At 52.1% G+C, this 21,464-nt stretch carries 22 protein-coding genes and 1 pseudogene; 8 read left to right on the top strand and 15 right to left on the bottom strand.

Features of this window, described 5'->3' with window-relative positions; translation table 11 throughout:
* The first annotated feature begins 80 nt into the window (after positions 1-80).
* Both nrdD and nrdG read left to right on the top strand, forming a co-directional pair.
* Positions 81-2,219: an anaerobic ribonucleoside-triphosphate reductase gene (gene nrdD, locus F4V61_RS15080; RefSeq protein ID WP_000187814.1), complete on the top strand. Its 2,139-nt coding sequence runs from the start codon at positions 81-83 to the stop codon at positions 2,217-2,219.
* Between the two features lie 184 nt (positions 2,220-2,403).
* A complete protein-coding gene (gene nrdG, locus F4V61_RS15075) occupies positions 2,404-2,868 on the top strand; it encodes an anaerobic ribonucleoside-triphosphate reductase-activating protein (RefSeq protein ID WP_079828005.1) in 465 nt (154 codons plus the stop codon).
* 9 nt (positions 2,869-2,877) lie between these two features.
* On the opposite strand, the gene F4V61_RS15070 is transcribed toward nrdG, so the two are convergent.
* The 8 genes and pseudogenes from F4V61_RS15070 to pmbA form a co-directional block, all read right to left on the bottom strand.
* Positions 2,878-3,162, bottom strand: a complete 285-nt coding sequence (locus F4V61_RS15070) for a type II toxin-antitoxin system RelE family toxin (RefSeq protein ID WP_079828004.1) — start codon at positions 3,160-3,162, stop codon at positions 2,878-2,880.
* Positions 3,152-3,394, bottom strand: a complete 243-nt coding sequence (locus tag F4V61_RS15065) for a type II toxin-antitoxin system RelB/DinJ family antitoxin (RefSeq protein ID WP_023182636.1) — start codon at positions 3,392-3,394, stop codon at positions 3,152-3,154. The genes F4V61_RS15070 and F4V61_RS15065 overlap by 11 nt, the downstream gene beginning before the upstream one ends.
* A gap of 78 nt (positions 3,395-3,472) precedes the next feature.
* Positions 3,473-3,721, bottom strand: a pseudogene (locus F4V61_RS15060) (transcription antiterminator BglG); the annotation flags it as partial.
* 83 nt (positions 3,722-3,804) lie between these two features.
* Positions 3,805-4,107 carry a DUF4312 family protein gene (locus tag F4V61_RS15055; RefSeq protein ID WP_079828029.1) on the bottom strand — a complete coding sequence of 101 codons (303 nt, stop codon included), beginning with the start codon at positions 4,105-4,107 and terminating at the stop codon, positions 3,805-3,807.
* Positions 4,107-4,481 (bottom strand): SFCGS family glycine-rich protein, encoded by a 375-nt coding sequence (locus F4V61_RS15050; protein WP_079828003.1) that lies wholly within the window; start codon positions 4,479-4,481, stop codon positions 4,107-4,109. The genes F4V61_RS15055 and F4V61_RS15050 overlap by 1 nt, the downstream gene beginning before the upstream one ends.
* A gap of 10 nt (positions 4,482-4,491) precedes the next feature.
* Positions 4,492-4,830 carry a glycine dehydrogenase gene (locus tag F4V61_RS15045; protein WP_072209869.1) on the bottom strand — a complete coding sequence of 113 codons (339 nt, stop codon included), beginning with the start codon at positions 4,828-4,830 and terminating at the stop codon, positions 4,492-4,494.
* Positions 4,831-5,117: 287 nt separating this feature from the next.
* Positions 5,118-5,504, bottom strand: a complete 387-nt coding sequence (cybC, locus tag F4V61_RS15040) for a cytochrome b562 (protein WP_038397074.1) — start codon at positions 5,502-5,504, stop codon at positions 5,118-5,120.
* A gap of 48 nt (positions 5,505-5,552) precedes the next feature.
* Positions 5,553-6,905: a metalloprotease PmbA gene (gene pmbA, locus F4V61_RS15035; protein WP_038397075.1), complete on the bottom strand. Its 1,353-nt coding sequence runs from the start codon at positions 6,903-6,905 to the stop codon at positions 5,553-5,555.
* A 95-nt stretch (positions 6,906-7,000) separates the two neighbouring features.
* Between pmbA and yjgA the strand changes: the two genes are divergently transcribed.
* Positions 7,001-7,552, top strand: a complete 552-nt coding sequence (gene yjgA, locus F4V61_RS15030) for a ribosome biogenesis factor YjgA (protein WP_000166292.1) — start codon at positions 7,001-7,003, stop codon at positions 7,550-7,552.
* A 104-nt stretch (positions 7,553-7,656) separates the two neighbouring features.
* On the opposite strand, the gene mpl is transcribed toward yjgA, so the two are convergent.
* Positions 7,657-9,030 (bottom strand): UDP-N-acetylmuramate:L-alanyl-gamma-D-glutamyl-meso-diaminopimelate ligase, encoded by a 1,374-nt coding sequence (mpl, locus tag F4V61_RS15025; protein ID WP_001219821.1) that lies wholly within the window; start codon positions 9,028-9,030, stop codon positions 7,657-7,659.
* A gap of 174 nt (positions 9,031-9,204) precedes the next feature.
* Between mpl and fbp the strand changes: the two genes are divergently transcribed.
* From fbp to ppa, 3 genes are read left to right on the top strand one after another with little or no spacing between them, the layout of a single operon-like run.
* Positions 9,205-10,203, top strand: a complete 999-nt coding sequence (gene fbp, locus F4V61_RS15020) for a class 1 fructose-bisphosphatase (RefSeq protein WP_000853765.1) — start codon at positions 9,205-9,207, stop codon at positions 10,201-10,203.
* A gap of 24 nt (positions 10,204-10,227) precedes the next feature.
* Entirely contained in the window at positions 10,228-10,410 is a 183-nt protein-coding gene (locus F4V61_RS15015) for a hypothetical protein (RefSeq protein WP_012210633.1), read from the top strand.
* A 17-nt stretch (positions 10,411-10,427) separates the two neighbouring features.
* Positions 10,428-10,958 (top strand): inorganic diphosphatase, encoded by a 531-nt coding sequence (gene ppa / locus F4V61_RS15010; protein ID WP_000055080.1) that lies wholly within the window; start codon positions 10,428-10,430, stop codon positions 10,956-10,958.
* Between the two features lie 70 nt (positions 10,959-11,028).
* Here the strand turns inward: ppa and F4V61_RS15005 are convergent, their stop codons facing one another.
* The 5 genes from F4V61_RS15005 to tamA form a co-directional block, all read right to left on the bottom strand.
* Positions 11,029-11,310 (bottom strand): hypothetical protein, encoded by a 282-nt coding sequence (locus F4V61_RS15005; protein WP_080161070.1) that lies wholly within the window; start codon positions 11,308-11,310, stop codon positions 11,029-11,031.
* Positions 11,311-12,522: a type VI secretion system tube protein TssD gene (gene tssD, locus F4V61_RS15000; RefSeq protein WP_080161071.1), complete on the bottom strand. Its 1,212-nt coding sequence runs from the start codon at positions 12,520-12,522 to the stop codon at positions 11,311-11,313. It abuts the gene before it with no gap.
* Positions 12,523-12,910: 388 nt separating this feature from the next.
* A complete protein-coding gene (locus F4V61_RS14995) occupies positions 12,911-13,255 on the bottom strand; it encodes a gamma-glutamylcyclotransferase family protein (RefSeq protein WP_001219170.1) in 345 nt (114 codons plus the stop codon).
* A 2-nt stretch (positions 13,256-13,257) separates the two neighbouring features.
* Positions 13,258-17,037 carry an autotransporter assembly complex protein TamB gene (gene tamB, locus F4V61_RS14990; protein ID WP_079828002.1) on the bottom strand — a complete coding sequence of 1,260 codons (3,780 nt, stop codon included), beginning with the start codon at positions 17,035-17,037 and terminating at the stop codon, positions 13,258-13,260.
* Positions 17,034-18,767, bottom strand: a complete 1,734-nt coding sequence (tamA, locus tag F4V61_RS14985; protein ID WP_001135638.1) for an autotransporter assembly complex protein TamA — start codon at positions 18,765-18,767, stop codon at positions 17,034-17,036. Before tamA ends, tamB begins: the two co-directional genes overlap by 4 nt.
* Positions 18,768-18,980: 213 nt before the next feature.
* On the opposite strand from tamA, the gene msrA reads away from it, so the two are divergent.
* Both msrA and F4V61_RS14975 read left to right on the top strand, forming a co-directional pair.
* Positions 18,981-19,619, top strand: a complete 639-nt coding sequence (msrA, locus tag F4V61_RS14980) for a peptide-methionine (S)-S-oxide reductase MsrA (RefSeq protein ID WP_000051474.1) — start codon at positions 18,981-18,983, stop codon at positions 19,617-19,619.
* A 182-nt stretch (positions 19,620-19,801) separates the two neighbouring features.
* On the top strand, positions 19,802-21,145 hold the full coding sequence (locus F4V61_RS14975) for a hemolysin family protein (protein WP_000934975.1): 1,344 nt from the start codon (positions 19,802-19,804) through the stop codon (positions 21,143-21,145).
* 84 nt (positions 21,146-21,229) lie between these two features.
* On the opposite strand, the gene F4V61_RS14970 is transcribed toward F4V61_RS14975, so the two are convergent.
* A complete protein-coding gene (locus tag F4V61_RS14970; protein WP_000689229.1) occupies positions 21,230-21,436 on the bottom strand; it encodes a DUF1107 domain-containing protein in 207 nt (68 codons plus the stop codon).
* Between the last annotated feature and the right edge of the window lie 28 nt (positions 21,437-21,464).

Raw genomic sequence — 21,464 nt, 5'->3', positions numbered from 1 at the left:
TATTGGAAAAGAGATGAATAAACCTGTTATGACTTCCCCGGCCTCTGTGGATAACCTGTTCTTACAAATATGGAGTGATCATGACACCGCATGTGATGAAACGAGATGGCTGTAAAGTGCCATTCAAATCAGAGCGCATTAAGGAAGCCATTCTACGTGCAGCTAAAGCAGCGGGAGTCGATGACGCAGATTACTGTGCCACCGTCGCAGAAGTCGTTAGCAGCCAAATGAACGCGCGCAGTCAGGTCGATATTAACGAGATCCAGACTGCGGTTGAAAACCAACTGATGTCCGGCCCGTACAAACAGCTTGCCCGCGCCTACATCGAATACCGTCACGATCGCGACATTCAGCGTGAAAAGCGTGGCCGTCTGAACCAGGAAATTCGCGGCCTGGTAGAGCAAACTAACTCCGCGTTGCTCAATGAAAACGCCAACAAAGACAGTAAAGTCATTCCCACCCAGCGCGATTTGCTGGCCGGGATTGTCGCCAAACACTATGCCCGCCAGCACCTGTTGCCGCGTGACGTGGTGCAAGCGCATGAGCGCGGCGATATCCACTATCACGATCTCGACTATTCGCCGTTCTTCCCGATGTTCAACTGTATGTTGATCGACCTGAAAGGCATGTTGACCCAGGGCTTTAAGATGGGTAACGCCGAGATCGAACCGCCAAAATCTATCTCTACCGCCACTGCCGTTACCGCGCAGATTATCGCTCAGGTTGCCAGCCATATTTATGGCGGTACAACGATTAACCGTATTGATGAAGTGTTGGCGCCGTTTGTTACCGCCAGCTTCAATAAACACCGTCAAACCGCCGCGGAGTGGCAGATTCCGGATGCCGAAGGGTATGCGCGTTCCCGCACCGAAAAAGAGTGCTACGATGCCTTCCAGTCGCTGGAGTACGAAGTTAACACGCTGCACACCGCTAACGGCCAGACGCCTTTCGTGACCTTTGGTTTTGGCCTCGGCACCAGTTGGGAGTCGCGTCTGATCCAGGCGTCTATTTTGCGTAACCGTATCGCCGGTCTGGGTAAAAATCGCAAAACCGCCGTGTTCCCGAAACTGGTCTTCGCCATCCGCGACGGTTTGAACCACAAGTTTGGCGATCCGAACTACGACATTAAACAACTGGCGCTGGAGTGCGCGAGCAAGCGCATGTATCCGGACATCCTCAACTACGATCAGGTGGTCAACGTCACCGGTTCGTTCAAAACGCCAATGGGCTGCCGCAGCTTCCTCGGCGTGTGGGAGAACGAAAACGGCGAGCAGATCCACGACGGGCGTAACAACCTGGGCGTGATTAGCCTTAACCTGCCGCGCATCGCGCTGGAAGCAAAAGGCGACGAAACCGCATTCTGGAAACTGCTGGATGAGCGTCTGGCGCTGGCGCGGAAGGCGCTGATGACCCGTATCGCCCGCCTTGAAGGCGTGAAAGCCCGCGTCGCGCCTATCCTGTATATGGAAGGCGCCTGCGGCGTGCGGCTGAAAGCGGACGACGACGTGTCTGAAATCTTTAAAAATGGTCGTGCGTCCATCTCTCTGGGCTACATTGGTATCCATGAAACCATTAACGCGCTGTTCGGCGGCGAACACCTGTACGACAGCGAGCAGCTTCGCGCTAAAGGCATCGCGATTGTGGAGCGCCTGCGCCAGGCCGTGGATCAGTGGAAAGACGAAACCGGCTACGGCTTCAGCCTGTACAGCACGCCAAGTGAAAACCTCTGTGACCGCTTCTGCCGTCTGGATACCGCCGAGTTCGGCGTGGTGCCGGGCGTAACCGATAAAGGTTACTACACCAACAGCTTCCACCTCGACGTGGAGAAAAAGGTCAACCCGTACGACAAAATTGATTTCGAAGCGCCGTATCCGCCGCTGGCGAACGGGGGTTTCATTTGCTACGGCGAATACCCGAACATTCAGCACAACCTGAAAGCGCTGGAAGATGTCTGGGATTACAGCTATCAGCATGTACCGTATTACGGCACCAACACGCCGATCGATGAATGCTACGAGTGCGGCTTTACCGGCGAGTTCGAATGTACCAGTAAAGGTTTCACCTGCCCGAAATGCGGCAACCACGACGCCGCGCGCGTCTCGGTCACCCGCCGCGTGTGCGGTTATTTAGGCAGCCCGGACGCGCGTCCGTTTAACGCCGGTAAGCAGGAAGAAGTGAAGCGCCGCGTGAAGCATTTAGGAAACGGTCAGATCGGTTAATTTCGACAGTATTATTGCCCGGCGATGCGACGCTTTTCGGGCCATTTTTTCCGCAACGCAATTCACGTCATAGCAAGGCAGCAAATGAGTGGGTCCCGGGGAGCTTACATAAGTAAGTGACTCGGGCGCATGAATGCAGCTAACGCAGCTATGGCGCGAATTGATAAGCGGATGAGAAGCAAAAATGAGATTTCACCAATATTACCCCGTCGACATCGTCAACGGCCCCGGTACGCGCTGCACGCTATTTGTGTCAGGATGCGTGCATGAATGCCCCGGCTGCTACAACAAAAGCACCTGGCGGCTTAATTCCGGTCAGCCATTCACCAAAGAGATGGAAGAGCGGATCATTGCCGATCTGAACGACACGCGAATTAAACGTCAGGGGCTCTCGCTTTCCGGCGGCGATCCGCTCCATCCGCAAAACGTGCCAGATATCCTGAAACTGGTACTGCGTATTCGCGAAGAGTGCCCAGGAAAAGATATCTGGGTCTGGACCGGTTACAAAATGGCTGAACTCAACGCCGCGCAAATGCAGGTGGTGGATTTAATCAGCGTGCTGGTCGATGGCAAATTCATGCAGGATCTCAAAGATCCTATGCTTATCTGGCGCGGCAGCAGTAACCAGGTGGTACATTACCTGCGTTAGTCCAGCGTTCTAAAGCCGTTTGTCTGCCTGGCGATAACCGGCCGATTTCTCTCTCTTGCCGATAGTAATCACCACCACCAATACCACGTCGTCCTGCACCTGATACACTAAACGATAGCCTGAGGTCTTCAGCTTGATTTTGTAGCAATCTGGCAGTTCACGCAGCCGCGCAGACTCAACCCGCGGATTTGACAACACGTCGACAAGTTTCTTGCGGAACTGTTTTTTTACCGTTTCACCCAGCTTTTGCCACTCTTTTAGCGCGCGTGGATCAAACTCCAGCTCATAGGTCATCCAGACTAACTCTGATTCCTTTCTGTGGGTTAGCCAGTCGTTCCCGGACTGTCTGTAGCAATGCGTCTTCGCTGTCGCTAATCGTAACGGTTTTAACAGGCATACGCCCGTTTTCCGCCACATATTGAAACAACAGCCGGACAGCTTCTGTGGGGGTAATATTGAGTTTTTCCAGCACGGCATAAGCCTCGTTTTTGAGTTTGTCATCCAAACGGACGTTAAGTGTGGCCATTATGTCTCCAGAGTATAATATTATTGTAATGCATTATAGCATTACATATGCATTACATTCTATTCTGGAAAACGCCTCTCAAAAGCGGCTCACGCACTCCATCGCCACCGTTTTAAATTGCGTAAAATTCTGACATGCGCAGAGGCGCGTCATAGCGCGTTCGCGTAGAAACGTGACGAAAATATTGTAGATAGCCATCGCCTCTTCATATTCGCTTTTGCTGATGGCGAGTAAAAAAATAACGTGCGCCGTTTCGTCACCCCAGACAATCCCCTGCGGCGCGAGCACCGTATAAACCACCGTTTTCTTCGCCAGCAGCCCCAGCGCCCACCCCTACGCCGACCAGTACGCCGATAATGAGCGATTTAATTAGTATTATCAGGAACATAACTATGCCTTTTTAACAAAAATCAGCGTTTCGCGACGAAATCCACTCTGTCGAGATTGATGGCGGTCACGTTGACGGTCACATCCAGCTCCACGCTGTAGGTGCGTCGTTCCCGGCGCAAAAAGAAAAACAGAAAGGCCTCTTTACGCACCGATTCATGCGCCTGAACAATCCGCACATCCTGTGGCTCAATACGCAGTAAGATATGCGGCAACTCTCTCATCACCGCCGACTGAGCATGGTTCAGCGCATCGGCAAAGGCGCGTGCTTTGGCATCGCCCTTGCCTTTTACTCTCACCGTGGTGGTGAATTGCTCTTTCATCATCAGGCGCCGCATTTCTTTTGCCACGCCTGCACCAGGCGCTCGCCGAGCTCTTCTTTATCCATAAAGCCGAAACCCAACACGTTGCAGCCCTCATTGATAGCGGTGACGCCTTCATCCACTGACCGCATCCCATATTTGGCTTTGTAGCCATGCTTGTTTTGCGCGGTGATAGCGCCCGCGCCGCCCCTGCCGCTGCCGCTGCCGCAAAATGAAATGCCGAAGGTGGCGTTTTCCGCTTTCATCACATCGCCCAGCTTCATGTCTGCCGCGACGCCTGGTACAACAACCGCACATCCGCCCGCTTTTTCCACGCCTGCCGCCACTTTCTGGCCTTTACCCAGGCGATCGCCAATCACGACGGTAATCTGTTCCATTTTTTGCTCCTTAGAAGTTGTCTTTCGCGACTTCAAAATGTACCGATAATAGCCAGGCTTCTTCGTCAGGAAGGTTGCCAAACGCCGCCACGATTTCGCGGGCGAGCGCCATTGATTCGGCTGAGATTTCATCAAACAAGCTCGCATCGACTTCCGGCAAAGGCTCGCCGGTAATTGACCGATGCGCCATCGCGCGAACGTGAGAGGTCAGCATTTGCGTCTGTACCGCATTGGGGACAATGTGATGCCGCCCCAACAGGCCATCCTCCTGCGTTAACACCTGTTCAGCCAGTGCGTTAATTCGTTCCCCGGCGTTGTGTTTTACTGCTCCGTTATCCACGCGTCTCACCCCGTTAATGGCAATGAGATAAAACTAACGGCAGGGGTTAAATGTTTGTAGCGAGTTATTTTCCACCTCGAAGTGGAAAGGCGAGTGGGGAGGGTGATCTGTTACACAGAAAAGGCGGCATCGCGGGGTTATCGTCGGGAAAGTGTGAGGTGAATCGCGGCGTAAAGAGAAAATGGCATGTCTGAAATAGACAATGACGTTGCCGTATAAAGTGAGAAAGTGTGATGGGTACTACGTTTTGCCGGATGGCGGCCTACTGATAAGACAAAGCCGCCATCCTACAAAAATTAGCGATACTTCTTATGATACGTATTGCGGGTGTTTTTTAGCGCTTCCGCCGCCGCTTTCGCTTCTTTGACTTTACCGTCGTTCGCCAGTTTCAACGCGCCGTCAATTTGACCAACCAGGAGATCAAAACCGTGACGAAAATCCTTCATTTCCGGGCTATCCGGCGCTTTATCTTCCAGCTTCGGCGGCGTAGCTTTTTGGGCGTCCAGCGCGGCCGCGCGCATTTTGGTTAACGCCGCTTTCAGTTCAGGGGCGCTATCCGTTTTCTCAACGACTTTCAGGTTATCATTGAGAATATTCATATTATCTTCAAGATCGGCTGCAAACGCAGAAGAGCCAAGAGCCAGCGTTGAAGCCGCGACGAGCGCTAACAGGTGTTTACGCATTGCTCACTTCCTTTTTTATTATTAAAGAATTAATGCCTTAACAAGTATCTATTGCCCGGCGATTTTCATCTCCGGTAACAGTACCGAACCACACTGGATATTACTACGCGTTTCAATATCGTCACCGACGGTGACAATATTACGCCACATCTCTTTTAAGTTGCCGGCAATGGTGATTTCACTCACCGGATACTGGATTTCACCATTCTCAACCCAGAATCCGGCAGCGCCGCGGGAGTAGTCGCCGGTAATCCCGCTGACGCCCTGCCCCATCAGTTCCGTCACCACCAGGCCGGTGCCCATCTCTTTCAGCAACTGCTCAAAATTCAGCCCTTGCCCGGCGATACGCCAGTTATGGATGCCGCCCGCATGACCGGTACTTTTCAGCCCCAGTTTGCGAGCAGAATAGTTGGTCAACAGCCATTGGGTCAACACGCCGTCTTTCACAATGTCGCGACGTTCCGTGCGCACGCCTTCGCTGTCGAACGGTGAGGAGGCCAGCCCTTTTAGCAGATGCGGATGTTCTTCGATGGTCAGCCATTCCGGCAGAATTTGTTTGCCCAGCGAGTCGAGCAAAAACGTGGATTTCCGGTATACCGCGCCGCCAGCAATCGCCCCGACCAGATGACCAAATAACCCTGTCGCCACTTCATTAGCGAAAATTACCGGCGCTTTCATGGTGGAGAGCTTACGCGGCGCCAGGCGGGATAACGTGCGACGCGCGCACTCGGCCCCGACCCATTCCGGCGCTTGCAGATCCGCCATCGCCCGACCGATGGTGTAAGCGTAATCGCGCTCCATATCGCCGTTCTCTTCCGCGATGACGCAGCTTGAAAGCGAATGGCGCGTGGAGCAATATCCTTGCAACATACCGTGGCTGTTGCCGAACACTTTAATGCCGTAATGGCTGTTAAAGCTGCCGCCTTCGGTATTGGTGATGCGTTTATCGGCCTTTAGCGAAGCCTGCTCCGCGCGGGCGGCCAATTCAATAGCCTCATCCGGAGAAACGTCCGCCGGGTGGAACAGGTCCAGATCCGGCGCGTCAAACGCCAGCAGCTCTCTGTCCGCCACGCCTGCGCACGGGTCCGGCGAGGTATAACGGGCAATATCCAGCGCGGCCTGCACGGTGCGGGCAATTGCCTGCGGACTTAAGTCCGTCGAGGAGGCGCTGCCTTTGCGGTTCTGGTGATATACCGTAATCCCCAGCGCGCCGTCGCTATTAAATTCGACATTCTCTACTTCACCATAACGGGTACTGACGCTAATGCCGGTAGTCTTGCTTACGGCGACTTCCGCCCCATCTGATTTGCCCGAGGCTAACTCCAGCGCTGTCGAAACTGCTTCTTCCAGAATCTTACGCTGCGCTTCAACTTGTGAGATTACTTTCATTGCAAATGCCATAATGTAGAGAGAGTTTCTCTGAAGTCTAACAGAGAACCGTTTTTCAGTGCGCATCTTAACTGGTAACATTAGCCTCTTTTTTTAAGGAGCCTGACATGACAAAGCAGCCCGAAGACTGGCTCGACGACGTTCCCGGTGATGACATCGAAGACGAAGACGATGAAATTATCTGGGTCAGTAAAAGTGAAATTAAACGCGATGCCGAGGAATTAAAACGCCTGGGCGCGGAACTAGTGGATCTGGGGAGAAACGCGCTGGATAAGATCCCGCTGGACGCCGATCTGCGCGACGCCATCGAACTGGCACAGCGTATCAAAATGGAAGGACGCCGCCGCCAGCTACAGCTTATCGGTAAGATGCTGCGCCAACGCGACGTTGACCCTATTCGCCAGGCGCTGGACAAGCTGAAGAACCGCCATAATCAGCAGGTGGTGCTGTTTCACAAGCTTGAGCACCTGCGCGATCGCCTGATCGTCGAAGGCGATGACGCGGTAGCCGAAATACTGAACCTGTGGCCTAACGCCGATCGTCAACAGCTTCGTTCATTGATCCGTAATGCGAAGAAAGAGAAAGAAGGCAACAAACCGCCGAAATCGGCGCGTCAGATCTTCCAGTATCTGCGCGAGCTGGCGGAAAACGAAGGGTAATTTCGCACGTTGATAGCGCTTGCCAGATGGCGGCGCTGGCACCTTATCGGGCCTACGGCAAACAACATCGCAGGCCGGTAAGCGTAGCGCCACCGGGCGTTTTTTTACTCCGTAGCGTGCGCTTTTTTCGCCAGTCTATCCAGCAGTTTCTGATGGATGCCGCCGAAACCGCCATTGCTCATCACCAGAATATGGTCGCCGGGCTGTGCGGTTTTCACCACCATATCCGCCAGAGTATCGACATCCCCGCTCCAGTGAGCAGGCTGTACGCAGGCGTCCGCTACTTCTGAAACCTGCCACGGAATATGCGGCGGCTGCAGCAGGAAAACTTCATCCGCACGCCCTAACGACGGCGCCAGGTCATCCTTACATAATCCCATCTTCATGGTGTTAGAACGCGGCTCCAACACCGCAATGATACGCGCCGTACCGCCGACTTTACCGCGTAAGGCCGCCAACGTGGCCAGAATCGCCGTTGGGTGATGGGCGAAATCGTCATATACCGTTACGCCGTGAGCTTCACCGCGCAGCTCCAGGCGACGGCGGGCATTAATAAATGACCCCAGCGCGCTGGCCGCTTCAGCGGGCGCGACGCCAACGTGGCGCGTGGCGGCAATCGCCATCAGCCCGTTATGCATATTGTGCTCGCCCACCAAGCCCCATTTCACATCGCCGACTTTCTCACCGTCCAGCCACACTTCCCACTCGGAAGCATCGGTAGTCAGCTTCTTCGCCTGCCAGTGCCCCTGCTCGCCCACCAGCTCCTGCTCGCTCCAGCAGCCCAGCGCCATGGTCTGTTTTAGATTGATATCGTTTTCTGGCCAAATGATCCGCCCCTGCCCTGGCACAATGCGCACCAGATGGTGGAACTGCTTCTGGATCGCTTTCAGATCGTCGAAGATGTCGGCGTGATCAAACTCAAGGTTATTGAGGATCAGCGTTCGCGGACAGTAATGCACAAATTTAGAACGTTTATCAAAGAACGCGCAGTCGTACTCATCCGCTTCGATAACAAAGAATAGACTCTCGCCAAGGCGCGCGGACACCTCAAAGTTGCCAGGTACACCGCCGATAACGAAACCAGGCTTGTACCCACACGCTTCCAGTATCCAGGTTGCCATGCCTGCGGTAGTGGTTTTACCGTGCGTACCAGCGACTGCCAGCACCCAGCGATCTCGAAGTACAAAGTCGTGCAGCCACTGTGGGCCGGACATAAAGGGAATGTTTTTTTCCAGCACCGCCTCCACGCATGGATTCCCGCGCGTCATCGCATTGCCGATAATCACCAGATCCGGCTGCGGATCGAGCTGGCTGGCGTCATAACCCTGAATCAGATCAATCCCTTGCTTCTCAAGTAAAGTACTCATCGGCGGATACACATTGGCATCCGAACCCGTTACTTCATGACCAAGCGAGCGAGCCAGCATCGCCAGCCCCCCCATGAAAGTGCCACAAATTCCCAAAATATGAATGCGCATACGTCACTATCCTTTTTTTATCTGCGCGCCATTTTACGCACATGTCTGGCAAGTGAGAAACGCATTTCAGGTAAATCTGTACTTTGCTGGCGCGATTCACCTGAGCGCATCGTCTGAAATGTTTGTTAAGATTGTTACGGTCGCTTTACTCCAATCAATTGCAGGGAAAGTGTTATGAAAACGTTAGGTGAATTTATTGTCGAAAAGCAGCACGAGTTCTCTCAGGCTACCGGTGAGCTCACTGCTTTGCTGTCGGCAATAAAATTGGGCGCCAAGATCATCCACCGCGATATCAACAAGGCCGGTCTGGTCGATATCCTGGGTGCCAGCGGTGCTGAAAACGTACAGGGCGAGGTTCAGCAAAAGCTCGATCTGTTCGCGAACGAGAAACTGAAAGCTGCACTAAAAGCGCGTGATATTGTCGCGGGCATCGCGTCGGAAGAAGAGGACGAGATCGTCGTCTTTGAAGGCTGCGAACACGCAAAATATGTGGTGCTGATGGACCCTCTGGATGGCTCCTCCAACATCGACGTTAACGTCTCTGTCGGTACGATTTTCTCAATTTATCGTCGCGTGACCCCTGTCGGCACGCCAGTTACTGAAGAAGATTTCCTGCAACCCGGCAACAAACAGGTCGCTGCGGGCTATGTCGTGTATGGCTCTTCCACCATGCTGGTTTACACCACCGGCTGCGGCGTACACGCTTTCACCTACGATCCGTCGCTGGGCGTGTTCTGCCTGTGTCAGGAACGTATGCGTTTTCCAGAAAAGGGTAAAACCTACTCCATCAACGAAGGTAACTACATTAAGTTCCCTAATGGTGTGAAGAAGTACATCAAATTCTGTCAGGAAGAGGATAGTTCAACAAGCCGCCCTTACACCTCGCGTTACATTGGCTCTCTGGTGGCCGATTTCCACCGCAATCTGCTGAAAGGCGGCATCTATCTCTACCCGAGCACCGCCAGCCACCCGCAGGGAAAACTGCGTCTGCTGTATGAGTGTAACCCGATGGCGTTCCTTGCGGAACAGGCCGGCGGCAAAGCCAGCGATGGTAAAGAGCGTATTCTGGATATCATTCCGGAAAGCCTGCACCAGCGCCGCTCGTTCTTCGTCGGCAATAGACATATGGTTGAAGACGTGGAACGTTTTATCCGCGAATATCCGGACGCGTAACCCTTCCCCCTGGCGGGATAAAATGTGAAGCCGCCATCGGGCAATGAAATGCCGGATGGCGGCTTTGCCTTATCAGACCGGCTATTTTTCCGTTTCTTAACCCTGCCGGTTATTCTTCTCCACCAAGCGTCGGGCGAGGCAGAAGCGAAAACAAGCGAAGACTTTCAGCGTGAGTTGGCTATAATACTCGCCACTTGTTTGTCATAAATTCTAAGGAAACAGACATGAGCTTACTCAACGTCCCGGCGGGTAAAGAACTGCCGGAAGATATCTACGTCGTTATTGAGATCCCGGCTAACGCAGATCCGATCAAATACGAAGTTGACAAAGAGAGCGGCGCGCTGTTCGTTGACCGCTTCATGTCCACCGCGATGTTCTATCCGTGCAACTACGGCTACATCAACCATACCCTGTCTCTGGATGGCGACCCGGTAGACGTTCTGGTCCCGACGCCGTATCCGCTGCAGCCCGGCTCCGTCATCCGTTGCCGTCCGGTTGGCGTACTGAAAATGACCGACGAAGCAGGCGAAGATGCGAAACTGGTTGCCGTACCGCACACCAAACTGAGCAAAGATTACGATCACATTAAAGATGTGAACGACCTGCCGGAACTGCTGAAAGCGCAGATCGCTCACTTCTTCGAACACTATAAAGACCTCGAAAAAGGCAAATGGGTGAAAGTTGACGGTTGGGACAACGCCGAAGCCGCTAAAGCGGAAATCGTTGCTTCCTTCGAGCGCGCTGCGAAGAAATAAGTTCGCTTTCTAAGGTCAGCATAACTTATTGAAGCCCCTCACTTTATGAGGGGCTTTTTTTGATGCTACTCTAAACGAATAGTTTCAGTGCAGGCTTCGTTTCAAAGAAACATTCCTGCTCCTGAAAATCTATTAACCTACTAGCCCCTTCGGGTATTTTGGTTCTCGAAACCTTTACTCCTGATTTACAGGTTTCACACCAAATAACTTTCCATCCAATATCACTATTATCGAAACCAAAGTATTGATAAGAAAGTCCTTTTTTACCACATACTGGGCATTCACATGAGGTGTAACTACCATCATCTTTTGGTAAGTACTTCATCCATTCAAGATAGGTCAAAGAGTTCATCTATTTGTACTCCTCTAGCTTTCCAGTCTTATTATTGAGGTAAAATTGCCAAAAACTATCCTCAATACTATGGGCGGCTTTTTCATTCAATATCAATTCTCTATTCATCTTGATTGCATCATCAGCATATGTATTTGGATGCTTAAAGAGATAGATTTGCATAGTATGCGTTCTTTCATGGCCTAATGTTTTTATTAATTGCTCAATATCCGTAGAAGCATCTGGGTACAAATCAATATCACCATTAGGGTGAGTATAACCATAGATATTCTTACCTTTCAGGTCAGAATCCCTGATAATTTTCACTTTAACTCCCCCTAAGCCTACCCCACCTTCACGTGCAGCCTGTTCAACAAAGCGCATCTGCATAGGCACTTTTAGATCTGAAAAGACTTCAGTATTGCTAGTCCGACGATATAAATTATCAGCGGTGGCACTACGCCCTAATGATACGCCCTTGGTTTCAATCCGCCTCAGCTTTTCAAGACTTCTTATCGTCGAACTTAATCCCATCCTCCCAAGCCCATAACCTGCGGCAATTGAGGCCGCTATAATGGCAGTACTGACCGTTTTCTCATTAAGAATCTGATCGTAACCTTTGACGGCATCACCGCCCAGTTTTTCTGCAGTGTCCCTGAATCCCTCGATGTTGCCATTATAAATTCCTCCGGCCGCCAGCAGTCGGCCTACACCAGCGCTGTTAAGGGTTTGAGTCTGTGGTTTCGGCGCAGGAACAAACAGCTTATTGTACTCCGCAGGTAGAGCAAGATAACTAAACTCGGTATTACTTATCAGGTGTTTACTGAGGATATAATCATAATTGACAGATATTGTTTCTGTATGGATTTCGTCTTCTATAATGCGAAGCTGAATGCTTGATATTGAAGCACCTCTGAGCTGAATATAATAATACTTCTCCCATTGACCATATCTATTTATGCGGTAAAACCAAAACTCAAAAAACAGGTTCTCATTGTTATTAATAGCATTCATTAATAGCGGTGAGCTTTTATCTATTTGTTTACTGAATGTTAATCCCTGTAGGTTCGTACCTTTGCCTGTATTCGTTACCCCTGCCCCCAAAGAAAAAACAAATATTTCATTCACATGGTTCTGTTGCCAACGATTACCGACTGAAGCAATTGTGCCACCCCCATCAGAAATATCGCCTTGTTGTTCACCAATGAGTTTAAGATAAACAATATTACTCATTCCATTACTATCCTTACCTGGATAATTACTTTACAGAATGAGAATGCGACTTAAATAAAATAACTTCCGCTAGCGGGATCATATAATTCTATAATTACACAAAGTGATATTTTAAGAAAAATTATAATCACCACTAATTAGTGCTTCACTAAATAAGCATTTTAGCGCAATAGTAAAAAAGAGAAATGCGTCCTGATAACCCGGAATTAAAGCTGCCACTGCATAAAACAACGCCACCCGAAGGTGGCGTATTATACCTCTCGTCTTTCAAACTGCCTCGGTGTTGGCTTTCCTCGCTCCCCCCAGTCACGTACTGATGTACGCTCCTGGGGATTCTCTGCGTCGCCGCCTTGATGCAACCCGAAATCCATCAGGTATATGTTATATGTTAGTGCTGGTTTCTGTCTAACCAGTCACCGCTTTCAATCAGAGTTAAACCATCAACAGGACGTTGGTACACATACATCCATGCGCTGCCGTACGGCGTCTGGATTAACTGGCGTGCGTATTCACCGCCCCTGGTGCGCAAGGCATCAAGTTCGGCCAGCGTGGCGTTATCAATTCGATAAACTTCACCGTATACTGATCCGTTTCCCGGAACGGCACCTGGATAGTGGCCCAGACTATACAACTGGTAGTTATCGATACTGTAATCGCCAAGCAATTGAGCATTGGTCATCCAGTGACTGTTGCCTTGTTTCTGTCGTAAACTGCCGTAGACAAATATTCGCATTGCTAAAACTCAAACTGATAGAGCAAATCAAGTGCCTGATCTACGCCAGACACTGCTTCCAGATATAGCTTTGGCATCAGGCGATAACGTAACGTTAGCGTCGCCAGAGAGTCAAATATCCCTATACCATACTTCACCTGTAGACCTGGCAGTACATAGCCGCTGACCACGACCTGAGACGAATCGCCCACCCCTTGCGTGTCCAGCGCCAGATTACTTACGCCAAATGTCTCTCCGATTTTACCCACAACCTGACCACTTTGCGCAACCCCCAGGCCAATAAGCATGGAGGTCATTGCCGCGCTATCGCTCTGATTGCTGTCCAGCCCCTGTCCACGCAGCAGATAAGAGAGCGCTTCAGCCTGCGGCATCGCCGGATCGGAGAAGATTTCCGCTTTGGGTTCATCAGCAGTGCCCGTGACGCGCACACCCGCGATGACATCATCTTCGGTGGCGTCAGGGTTACGGATCGCTTCGATATTGAGTAGCGGCTGATCCGGCGGCCCGGAGAACAGCAGCTCGCCTTTACGGACAAGCAGATCCTGACCGTAAGCGCGGAATCGCCCGTCAGGAATATTAATTTGACCATTAAGCCCCAGCCCCTGTTTATCCTGCGCGACTTTTAAATCGCCGGTCAAACGCGCTTTAAGCCCGAAAGCGTCGATGCGCACATTGTTGCCGACGTGTACTGTCAGATTGCTGTTGATGGGGATAGAAGCCGTCTGCGGCGTTTCTGGTTGCAGGTTATTGTTGAGCATGACCACATCGCTGGAGACGCCGACCGCGCTTTCCGGCAACTCATGCACCACAATCCGCGCCCACGGAACGTCTACACGCCCATCCAACGTAAACAGCGAAGGTGTCGCATCAAAGACGACATCCGGCGAGACATCCAGACGCACCATCGGCGGAACGGTAATCCGCACCCGACTGCCTTTCGCCGTCACCCGCGCGCGCCAGTTATCAATCTGGCTCCAGTCGGCGTTGCCGTTCAGGTTAATTTGTCCTTGTTGCGTTCGCACAATACCGGCGAGCGTTGAGCGCGTACCGCTAAAGTTCATGGTGAGCTGGCTCGGCTGCATTTCAAACGGCATAAAGTTACCGTCAATATCCAGCGCGCTAAGTTGCAACTGACCAAACAACTGCGGGCTTTGCACATCGCCGCCCAAGCGTAACCTGGCGTTCAACATTCCCGCCGCTTTTTCGCCGCGCGAAAAGATGGGGTTGACCATCGCCAGATTGACATTACGCATGTTAACGTTACCGCCGAGATTGCGCCGCCCCTGAGGATCGCTTACCTGCACCTTGCCATCAAATTGACCATTGTTCGTCAGGCGAATCAGCCATCCCAGCTCGGCGCGATTATTGTGCAAATCGGCGCTGAGGTTCAGCGTCTCAAACGCGACCGGCAACGGTGCGTCATTGACAGTTTGCGTGACCTTCACGTTACGACCGGAAAGCGTGACGTTCCCCTGCGGCAATCCCTCTTTGGTCGTGTCCCATGAAACGTCCGCTTTTCCGCTAAAGATCCCGCTGGCCTGGGTGGTGTCAGGCATAAATGGCTTCAGCATCGCCAGATCAAAACGGTTGAGATTAACCACCGCCCGCCCTGCTGCGCCCGCATCAATGGTTTGCGGTACGCACAGCTCGGCGTTCGGGTTCAGCCAACAATGCGGACCGATACTGATTTTTTGTTCTTTATTGCGGTAGTCCAGCGTAATCGCGCGAGTCAACGACCATGGTCCCACTGGCGTCTGGAAGCGGGTGTCGCTTAACGTCCCTTTCCAGCGCTCCGCGCCGCGATCGAAACTGCCGTTCAGGGAGAGTTGGCCGGATACTGGTTCTCCCTGAACGCGTAGCTGTAGCTGATGCTTCTTCTCGCTGCCTTTGGCGTCGAGCGTCACCAAATTGATGTTAACGTCGGGCTGCGAAATCCGCTCTACGCGCACGTTGAGATGGCCCGCTATCTGATCGGTGGATTTAATATCGCCTTCGATGCGCGCCTGGGCGATAGACAACGCCTGCCAACGCAGACCGCGGGCGGTGATATCCGCCAGCAACTGCGGCGCTTCCACCGTACCGCGGACTTTAACGATTCCTTTTGCGGTGCCGCCCAGCCCCGGCAGCGCGTTATCCAGTCCTGGCGCATCGATTGTGGCGTCAAGATTCAGATCCTTAACGCCAAGCTCGCCTTTGACATCGGCGCTGTTTGGGCCCAGCGCAAGATGCAGTCCCGGAATCGTCCATTGCATGTAGCTGTTGCCTTTTAGCGTCCCGTTGACGTTAACGTTATTCTGCTTCACATTGCCGGTCAGTTTGAGCTCCGGAACGTCCATCTGCCAGGTGCCGCCGTAGAGACTGCCTTTGGTTTTCATCACACCGTTAAGCTTCGCAGGCCAGTCCGGGATCTCTTTAGCGGTATTGATGTCATTCAGCGTCAGTTCGCCACGCCAGCTAAACGCCTGCTGCCAGTCCACCAGCGCTTTCAGTTCAGTTTTGCCTTCCAGCGCGGCGACGGTGAGTTTGTCGAGATTGATCTGCCGCTCATTCCCTTTGGCATCCAGCGTGATGGTCGCCGGCGGGATATCTTGCCCTTTCACGGCGGTTCGCATCGACAGCGTATAGTCGGTCATCTTGCCGCTAAGTTTGAGCTTCAGATCGTCAGCCTGAAACTGTGTATTGCCCGTGAACGGCCAGGCAATGCGCTGACTGACGACTTCAAGATTGAGTGGTAAACCGGCCTCCGCCAGCCGCGTCTGGGCGCGAAGCGCGACATCCATCGGCCCGGAAAGGTTCACCCCGACCTCCAGTTGTTCGCGTAGCGCGCCGCCGACCTTGAGTTTTATCTTTTCACCCTTTAGCGGATCGATATTCAGCGTACTGTTGAGCGTAATATCGACCGGCCAGTTATTGGCGAGCTGCGCCGTACCGGAGGCTTTCACCGTACCCTGGTTGGCGTCGATATCCAGAGTATCCAGCTTCATATTACCGTCGATACTGCTGACTTTAAGCAGCATCGTGCGCACCGTCAGATCGGTATCGCCGGTGACGCGTAGCTGCTCGCCGCGAAATGACTCGATATTCAGATTGAGCGGCAGGTGAACATCGGTCATCTCCGGCATTACCGGTTTTGCAAACAGATCTTTTAGCGTTTCGCCAAGCGGCTTTTCATCCGGTTGAGGTTTCTCGATTTTGGGTTCAACCACCTCTTTCTGCGCCACATCAGCGACCTTCGGCAGCGCAATCAGCAATCCCTGAAGCCGCGTCGGTTTCAGGGTCAGGTTTTTATCCTGCCATGCCAGCCCGGAGGTAAAATCCAGCACCGAAACGGTAGTGTCATCAATCTTGATATTGATGTTATTCAGCGCCACGCGCGACAACGTGACGGGCCAGGGCGTAGAGAGGTTCAGCGGCCCGCTATCTTCCTCTTCTTGCGCCTGTTCGGAAGGCGGCATTTTTTTACTGTCGATAGCGACATTAATGTCTTTTAGCGCCAGGTCATTAACGCACAGGGTACTGTGCCACAAGCAATCAAGCCCGACAGCCAGATGAATTTCGCCCGCATTCACCGCGACGCCCGGCTGCTCATAGCGGATATTTTTTAACGATAAATCCCGCCAGCCGCCGGTGACCTGCCCAATCTCCAGCCCCGGCACCCAGCGGTTCGCCGCACTAAATACCAGATGCAGCCCCGTCATCGTCCCGACCAGAAACGCGACGCTCGCCAGTAGCAGCACAATGAAAATCAACACGCCGAGGCTTATTTTCTTCCATAAACTCATAATTCAGGCCCCAGACCGATGTAAAACTGTAAACCGTGTTCGTCTTTATCGCCAACCGGTACGGCAAAATCGAGTTTGACAGGCCCAACCGGCGACTCCCAGCGCACGCCGACCCCGGTCCCGGTTTTGAAATCGCTACGGCGAATATCACTCACCGCCTCGCCGCTATCGACAAACACCGCCCCCCACCATTTGCCGGTGACGTTATACTGGTACTCCAGCGATCCGGTCGCCAGTTTTGAGGCGCCTTTAAGATTGCCATCGCTATATTTAGGCGAAATGGATTTGTATTTATAGCCGCGAATACTGCGATCGCCCCCGGCGAAGAAACGCAGATCCGGCGGAACTTTGTCGAAATCACCGGTTTCGATCCAGCCCACATTGGCGCGCATCACAAAACGATGGCGATCGTACAAAGTACGAATCCAGACGTTTTGCGCCTGCAGCACGGAGAAATCCACGTCGGAACCCCAGGCCGTATTCGAGTAGTCCACCGAGTAGCGCTGCGAATCGCCCCAGGTCGGCATCAGCCCCCCTCGCGAGCGGGTTCGGCTGATCATCACGCCTGGGTAAAATAGCATGGTGGTATTGGTGACGTTCCCCTGGGTAAAGTGGTCGAAACTCCAGCGCAGGTTAATCGCGCGCTGCCAGCCGCTGGAAAGATCCCAGTAACGCGAAACGGCAAGTGTGGTCGAGTCCTGCTCCGTATCATTCAAATCGGTACGTTTAAAACCACCCTGTACCAGATAGTATTGCTCCAGCGGATTTTTCAGCAGCGGCATTTTATAACTAAAATCCAGCACCTGTTCCGGCGCAGAAATGCTGGTACTGGTGATCAGGCTATGACCGTAAGAATTCATCCACGGCTTTTTCCACGACGCTTTCACGCGCGGCCCGACGTCGGTAGAGTACCCCACCCCAGTTTCAATCGTGTTTTCGGTTCGCGGCGACACCACGCCTTTTAACGGCAGAATTTTCGTTTTACGGGATTTCTCAAATTCCGGCGCCACTACGACAGAATTGAACCATCCGGTGGCGGAAAGTCTGCGGTTTAGTTCCGCCAAATCTTTCGATTCGTACTCATCGCCCTCTTTAAACGGCAGCAGATTTTGTAAATATTCATCACGAATCTGCGAACCTTCGAAGGTGACATGTCCGAAGCGATAGCGCTCACCGCTATTATAATCAATATCCCAGAACGCCTGATGACGGCCCAGCGCAATTCCTAACTGGCTTTTAACGAATTCGCTGTCGAAATAGCCTTTACGGAGAGACACGCTGGTTAACGACTTTTTAAAATTGTCATAGTCTCCCTGGTTCAGCACGGTGCCGATTGCCGGTCGCGTTTTCAGTAACGCCAGATAATCTTTATCCGTACGCGCGCCGCCGCGTAAAATCACTTCTGTACCGCCAATCAGCACCGGCTGGCCGGGCGTAACTTTGGCGATTAATACCTGCCGCCCTTTCGCAGGCGGCGGAAGCAAGTCGAAATTGATGGTGGGTTCGTAATAGCCTAACGCTTTGAGCCCTTCGCGAATCGCATCATCAACCCGAGCGCGAAAACGCCGATCCGGCGTCACCTCATCGCTTTGAATCGTAGAAAGCTGCGCGCGAACGTTTTTTTCCAGCTCTCCGGATAGCCCTTCGACTTTCAGACGAACATTCGCGGCTACCGCAGAACTGCTCAGACACAGTAAGCTAACCCAACATAACTGACGGATTTGTGGCACATTTTCTCCTGAATATCCCCTATTCCCACCCCTGGAAAAAAATCACACTACCGCTCCGCGGCTTAACATAAAATCAACAATTGCGTTTGAAAAGCAGACGACCGCCCAAATATTTCTTATGTTTAGATCCAGATACATTAATGTTGTTATTGTGTGCAAAGATGCGTCTCGTTACAACCTTAACGCCAATTAACGCTTTCGGGAGAATCGCTCATGAGTTTATTTGATAAAAAGCATCTTGTTACTCAAGCAGATGCATTACCAGGACGTAATACCCCGATGCCGATCGCCACTCTGCATGCGGTAAATGAACACTCTATGACCAATGTCCCTGCCGGGATGGAGATCGCCTACTTCGCTATGGGCTGTTTCTGGGGCGTAGAACGTTTATTCTGGCAGTTGCCCGGCGTATATAGCACCGCGGCAGGGTATGCGGGCGGTTACACGCCTAATCCAACCTACCGGGAAGTCTGCTCCGGGCAGACCGGTCATGCCGAGGCGGTGCGGGTAGTGTACGATCCTGCCGTTATCAGTTATGAGCAGCTTTTACAGGTCTTCTGGGAGAATCACGATCCGGCGCAGGGGATGCGACAGGGTAACGATCACGGTACGCAATATCGTTCTGCGATTTATCCCTTAACGCCGGAACAGAGTACCGCTGCCCACGCCAGTCGCGAGCGCTTCCAGTCGGCAATGGCCGACGCCGGAGACGAGCGCCCCATCACTACGGAAATCGCCCATGCGACGCCGTTTTACTATGCCGAAGATGAACACCAACAGTATCTGCACAAAAATCCGTACGGTTACTGCGGGGTTGGCGGGATAGGCGTTTGCCTACCGCCTGACGCGTAACAGCGCGGGCAGGGAGGGCGTTTGCCGGGGTTGCAAATGAACCCTCTGGCGAGTTTACAGTAGCTTACGCTATACTAGCCCTGAACTTATCGGCTCACTGCTACGAGCCGATTTTCATTAAACATTACCACACGGATTTATAAACTTCCCTTCCGAGGATCTGGCGTTTCGCCGGATAAGATATGTTAAACAGTATATTCATTATATTCTGCCTGATCGCTGTAAGCGCGTTCTTCTCCATCTCCGAGATCTCGCTTGCCGCATCACGTAAGATTAAGCTTAAATTATTGGCTGATGAAGGCAGTATCAACGCACAACGTGTATTGAAAATGCAGGAAAATCCCGGCATGTTTTTCACCGTTGTGCAAATTGGCCTGAATGCAGTCGCGATTCTTGGCGGCATCGTCGGCGATGCGGCATTTTCGCCCGTCTTCTCCGCCCTTTTCTCGCACTATATGTCGCCTGAACTCTCCGAGCAGTTGAGCTTTATCCTCTCTTTCTCACTGGTGACGGGGTTGTTTATCCTGTTCGCGGATTTAACCCCGAAACGCATCGGTATGATTGCGCCAGAAGCTGTGGCTTTGCGTATCATCAACCCGATGCGCTTCTGCCTGTTCCTTTTTCGCCCACTGGTGTGGTTGTTTAACGGCATGGCAAACAACATTTTCCGCCTGTTCAAGATTCCAATGGTGCGGAAAGACGACATCACTTCCGATGATATTTACGCGGTAGTGGAAGCCGGCGCGCTGGCGGGCGTTCTGCGCAAGCAAGAGCATGAACTGATCGAAAACGTGTTTGAACTTGAATCCCGCACCGTACCGTCTTCTATGACATCGCGCGAAAGTATCATCTGGTTTGATCTGCACGAAGACGAACAAAGCCTAAAGAATAAGGTCGCCGAGCATCCGCACTCAAAATTTTTGGTATGTAATGAAGATATCGACCACATCATCGGCTATGTAGACTCCAAAGATCTGCTGAATCGCGTGCTGGCGAACCAAAGTATGGCGCTGAATAGCGGCGTGCAAATTCGCAATACCTTAATTGTACCGGATACGCTGACCCTTTCAGAGGCGCTGGAAAGCTTTAAAACGGCGGGCGAAGATTTCGCGGTCATCATGAATGAATACGCGCTGGTCGTCGGCATAATTACGCTAAACGATGTGATGACCACGCTAATGGGCGACCTGGTCGGCCAGGGGCTGGAAGAGCAAATTGTGGCGCGCGATGAAAATTCCTGGCTGATTGACGGCGGCACGCCGATTGACGACGTCATGCGTGTGCTGGATATCGACGAGTTTCCACAGTCCGGCAACTATGAAACCATCGGCGGCTTTATGATGTTTATGCTGCGTAAAATCCCGAAACGTACCGATTCGGTGAAGTTTTCCGGCTACAAATTTGAAGTGGTGGATATCGACAACTACCGGATCGATCAGCTGCTGGTAACGCGTCTCGACAATAAAAGCAACGTACCGGCGCCGAAACTGCCCGATGCGAAAGGGAAAGAAGACGGCGCGGCCTGAAATCTGTTTGCCAGAAACATCAACGGCCCCTGATTCAGGAGCCGTTTTTTTTTACTTTTTTAACCTACTGCATAGCACTTTGAGTTATGCCATCTCAGTTTGCAGACGCATAACCTGACGGTTAACTTCAGACATCACAGATAGATGCTGCTTGTCTCTCACTTTTGGGATAAGAATCTTCCCTTTATCGAACTCAAAAGCGCCAACATCCTTGATATATAACCGTCCACGGAACAGGATCTTCACGTACTTCGCCACCTGTAGCGGGTTGTAGCGTTGGAAAATTTTCATTGTTGTCTCCTGCTGAGTATTACGCCCT

Origin of the sequence: Salmonella enterica subsp. arizonae, from assembly GCF_008692845.1 — a bacterium.
Classification (GTDB): domain Bacteria; phylum Pseudomonadota; class Gammaproteobacteria; order Enterobacterales; family Enterobacteriaceae; genus Salmonella; species Salmonella arizonae.
The sequence above is the reverse complement of the archived record's forward strand: the minus strand, read 5'-3'. Positions and strand labels throughout refer to the sequence as shown.